A 4,899-nucleotide genomic window follows, 5' to 3' on the forward strand; every position below is an offset into this window, starting at 1 on the left:
CATGCCAATGCCAAAGTTGGCGATATGCTACGAGTTGCGATTGATGATTACCCGACTCGTGAAGAATTAGCGACAGGTCATGTTGTACAGTCGATGGCGGACAAAGCTGACACTGAAATTATTATTCCACAAACCATTTTAGAATTTGGTTTGCCTTATGAATTTCCAGAGGCCGTCATTAAAGAAGCTGAAAGTTTTAAAGAACCTTCAGAACAAGATCGCAAAGGTCGTGTTGATTTACGCGATTTACCACTCGTCACGATTGATGGTGAAGATGCACGTGACTTTGACGATGCCGTGTATGCAGAGAAGCGTGCAGGCGGTGGTTACCGTGTTGTCGTGGCAATTGCAGACGTGAGCCATTATGTCCGTTTAGACTCACCTTTAAATGAAGAAGCTGAAGAACGTGGTACATCGGTTTATTTCCCACACTTTGTTTTGCCAATGTTGCCAGAAGCATTGTCAAATGGATTGTGTTCTCTCAATCCGCATGTTGACCGTCTGTGTATGGTCTGCGATTTAAAACTGTCACGTGCAGGTAAAGTCACAGGTTATGAGTTCTACCCTGCGGTGATGCATTCCAAAGCACGTTTGACCTATAATCAGGTGGCTGCTTATTTTGACGGTGCAACCGATGCCATTCCGCAAGATAAAAGCGTTCATAAATCGTTAAATACCCTATTCCAGCTTTATCAGACACTAAAAGAACTACGTGCCAAACGTCATGCGATGGAATTTGAAACCATTGAAACCTATATGACCTTTGATGAGTTAGGTGGAATCAAGGAAATCTTGCCACGTACTCGTAATGATGCGCATAAACTGATTGAAGAATGTATGTTATTGGCGAACGTTGCCGCAGCTGAATACTCATTAGAACATGATATTCCGATGTTGTATCGTGTACATGAAGCGCCAGAATTCTCACGTATTCAAAAAGTCCGTGATTTCGTCAAATTACTCGGTTTGCCATTCCCAGAGCAACCAACACAAGCCGATTATCAACGAGTCATTGAAGCAACCAAAGATCGTTTAGATGCACCAAGTATTCATGCGGTGTTGTTACGCTCAATGATGCAAGCCTATTATGGTGCGAATAATGCAGGACATTATGGTCTTGCTTATGAAGCTTATACGCATTTCACCTCACCAATTCGTCGTTACCCAGATTTATTGTTACACCGCGCAATTAAAGCCTATCTCGATAAGAAAGCTTATCCATTGTCTGGTGCCGCTTTAGATGAAGCTGGCGAGCATTTTTCACAAACTGAACGTCGTGCCGATGAAGCTTCACGTAGCGTCACCACATGGTTGAAATGCCATTATATGCAACAGCATTTAGGCGATGAGTTTGTTGGTATTATTAGTGCGGTGACTGAGTTTGGTCTATTCGTTACACTCAAAGATTTATATGTGGATGGTATGATTCATGTCAGCCAACTGGGTGAAGATTATTTCTTATATGATCAAGCAAGTCAGAGTTTAGTTGGACAGAATCGCGGTCAATCCTTTAGTCTCGGCGATGAAGTCAAGATTCAGGTTGCAGGCGTCAATCTGGAAGAACGTAAAATTGACTTCAAATTGGTTCAACAGTTGACGCATTTGGGGCGTGTGATTCGCCATAAAGCCCCCCGCACCACATCTACCAAAGCTCTAGCTACTGAAGAGGTTTTTAGTAAACCATCCGCAACTTCTCAAATCAGTGAAGATGGTGAGAAGCCTGTACGCAAGAAAAAGGATAAGAGCAAACCAAGTTCTTATACCAAAAAGCCTGCTAAAAAAGCTTCAACCAAGCCTGAAAGCAAAGAAAAAGCCAAGAAGAAAGTAAAAAAGAAAAAGTCCAATGCGAAAGCTAAGCAGGACTAATTTAGCTCAATATTTTCCGTGTTCCACAATAGCCCTATTTTAATAGGGCTATTTTATTTGGATTTAACATCTCTCTTACTTGATTTCTCCCCCTCTAAGCCCTACATCTATACCTATGTTTAAAGATGATATGGCAAAAATACAATGACACTCCAACAAGCGACACTTCCCGTTCCTCAATTTGATCAAATTCAACTTGCTGACCTAAAACAACAAATTGAACAAACCATTCAAAACGGTCAAAACTTCTTAAATCAACTCAAGGAAGTGCCACAAAACAGCGAGGCACAATTGGCAACCTTGACCGAAGTTGATCAGCTTGAAAATAACATGAGTGAGTCATGGGGCATTTTGTCGCACCTCAATGCCGTGATGAACAATGCCGAAACCCGTGAAGTTTACCAATCACTACTCCCAAGCCTCAGTGAATACTATACACAACTGGGGCAACACACGGCGCTGTATCAAACCTATCAACAGATTCATGACAGTAGCATTTTCCAGACCCTCAGCGAAGCACAGCAAAGCGCCATTAAACTCGCGCTACGTGACTTTAAACTGTCTGGTGTTGCACTCCAAGGCGAAGCTAAAAAGCGTTATGCAGAAGTCTCGGCACGTTTATCACAGCTGTCTTCAGACTTCTCAAACCATGTGCTCGATGCAACCCAAGCCTATTTCAAGCCTTTAACGGAAGCACAACTTAAAGGTTTACCTCAAAGCAGTGTTGAACTGTTAAAACAATACGGACAACAACGTGAGCTTGAGCAAGCGGTTGCGACATTGGACTTTCCTGCATATTTTGCGATCATGACTTATGCTGATGATCGTGAGTTGCGAGAAGAGCTGTACAAAGCCTATGTCACCCGTGCATCAGATCAATCGGATAAAACCGAGTTTGATAACACGCCTGTGATGGAAGAAATCCTGAGCTTACGTCAGGAAATGGCACAACTACTTGGCTTTAACAACTTTGCTGAATATTCCCTTGCCAGCAAAATGGCACCTGATGTTGAAACTGTTCATCAATTCTTAGTAGATTTGGCAGAGCATGCGCGTACGCCTGCACTTGCTGAAATTGCTGAACTAAAAAGTATTGCACAACAAGATGGAATTGAAGAACTCAAACCTTGGGATTCAACCTATTATTCTGAGAAGTTGAAACAACAACAGTTCAATCTTTCTCAGGAAGCGCTTAAACCGTATTTCCCTGCACCAAAAGTGGTTCAAGGTTTATTCCAGATTGTGCAGCGCCTTTACGGTATCCAGATCGTTGAACGCCAGGCGCCTGTTTGGCAGGATGATGTACGTTATTTCGAAATTGAAGATCAAGGTCAAGTGGTCGGCGGTTTCTATTTTGATTTATATGCACGCAATGGCAAACGTGGTGGCGCATGGATGAGTGGTTTCCGTTCTCGTGTGCAAACGGCCAATGGTCTACAAAAACCCATTTGCTACATGGTCTGCAACTTTACCCCACCGATTGGCGATCAACCTGCCTTGCTGACCCATGATGAAGTGATTACCTTGTTCCATGAGTTTGGTCATGGTTTACATCACATGCTGACCGAAGTGGATAATATCTCAGTGGCAGGGACGCATGGTGTGGCGTGGGATGCAGTGGAGTTGCCAAGTCAGTTTATGGAATTTTGGGCATGGGATAATGAAAGCCTTGATGTGCTCAGTGAACATACCGAGACCAAGCAAACATTGCCACAAGAATTGCTATCTGCCCTGCTCAATGCACGTTTCTTCCAGTCTGGTATGCAAACGCTACGTCAGATTGAATTTGCCCTGTTTGATTTAACAATTCACCGCCAAACACCTGCTTTAAACAGCCAGCAGATTCAGGAAACGCTGAACGATATTCGAGCCAAATTTGCAGTGGTGCCAACGGTTCCCTATAACCGTTTCCAGCATAGTTTTAGCCATATTTTCGCGGGTGGCTATGCTGCGGGCTATTATTCCTATAAATGGGCTGAGGTCTTAGCCAGTGATGCCTTTGACCGCTTTGAAAGCGAAGGTATTTTTAATACCGAGACTGGAAAAGAGTTTAGAAAGTTTATTCTAGCAGTTGGCGGAAAAAATACTGCACTTGATGCATTTCGCAATTTCAGAAAAAGAGAACCAAAAATAGATGCATTATTACGCCATCAAGGTTGGACGAACACCGATAAAACCGCTTAAACTACGTCATTATTGTTCACAGCATGGTATTAACTGACATGAAAAGACAGTTCATCGCGGGTGCAAAATGCCCTAAATGTGGCGCGTTAGATCGTGTAGTTAAGATCATCACTGTGGATGACGAGTGGATTGAATGTATCGAATGTGCTTATAGTGAAAAACGCCCGACCCACGTGGAAGAGCAACAACCCGCTGAGCCAGATGAAATTGGAGTGATACAATTCAAACCTCGTCATTTTGACTAGAAGGTTAAAAATGATGTCCACATACCAAACTCAAAATTCCAAATTATTATGGATGATAATTGGTGGAATTAGCGTTGTTGTGGTTTTGTTTCTTGCTGTGCAATGGTTTTTGGCACAAAAAGATCAGCAATCGACAACCACAGCTACACAACCAGCTGCGACAGTAAAACAGCAAACCGCTGTTACAGCTGAACCAACAGCAGCCAGCAGCGAAGTTGCCAAACCAATCCAGTTGGTTGAGGAATCAATTATTAAAGAGCCGCTTCCAGCAAATGACAGTTTGGCGAAAGAGGAAATTGCCAAACTGGATGATATTCATCAGCAGCTTAAGGATCAACAGCAGGAACTCAAGCAGCAGCATGATGATGTCGATGCACTGCTTAAGCTTAAAGAGGAACAGGTCAAACTACTGGAAGCGCAAATCGCGGCGCAGAAATAAATCCCATGAAATAAAAGGTCAAAAAGCTTTAACCTCAGTTAAGGCTTTTTATTATTGAATCGGTTTTTGAAAGGTGTGGGCCATCAGGATTCCCAGCAATGTTAGACCGCCTTTAATGAAATCCACAGCTCATTTCTTTCTCTTGCAGAGAAGCATACAATAGAT

Annotated in this window: 4 protein-coding genes; all 4 read left to right on the forward strand. The window is 42.9% G+C overall.

Annotation, left to right across the window (positions count from 1 at the left end; translation table 11 throughout):
* Positions 1 to 1,866 (forward strand): ribonuclease R (gene rnr / locus B4H32_RS03315; protein WP_286799982.1); only part of this gene is annotated, 1,866 nt, incomplete at its 5' end.
* Positions 1,867 to 2,010: 144 nt separating this feature from the next.
* The gene (locus tag B4H32_RS03320; protein ID WP_286799988.1) at positions 2,011 to 4,050 is read left to right on the forward strand and encodes a M3 family metallopeptidase; all 2,040 of its coding nucleotides are present in this window, start codon (positions 2,011 to 2,013) and stop codon (positions 4,048 to 4,050) included.
* A gap of 38 nt (positions 4,051 to 4,088) precedes the next feature.
* The gene (locus B4H32_RS03325) at positions 4,089 to 4,295 is read left to right on the forward strand and encodes a YheV family putative metal-binding protein (protein ID WP_004660391.1); all 207 of its coding nucleotides are present in this window, start codon (positions 4,089 to 4,091) and stop codon (positions 4,293 to 4,295) included.
* 10 nt (positions 4,296 to 4,305) lie between these two features.
* The gene (locus tag B4H32_RS03330; RefSeq protein WP_004683248.1) at positions 4,306 to 4,734 is read left to right on the forward strand and encodes a hypothetical protein; all 429 of its coding nucleotides are present in this window, start codon (positions 4,306 to 4,308) and stop codon (positions 4,732 to 4,734) included.
* Positions 4,735 to 4,899 lie beyond the last annotated feature (165 nt).

This window comes from Acinetobacter sp. UBA2063 (assembly GCF_002333245.1).
GTDB lineage: Bacteria > Pseudomonadota > Gammaproteobacteria > Pseudomonadales > Moraxellaceae > Acinetobacter > Acinetobacter parvus.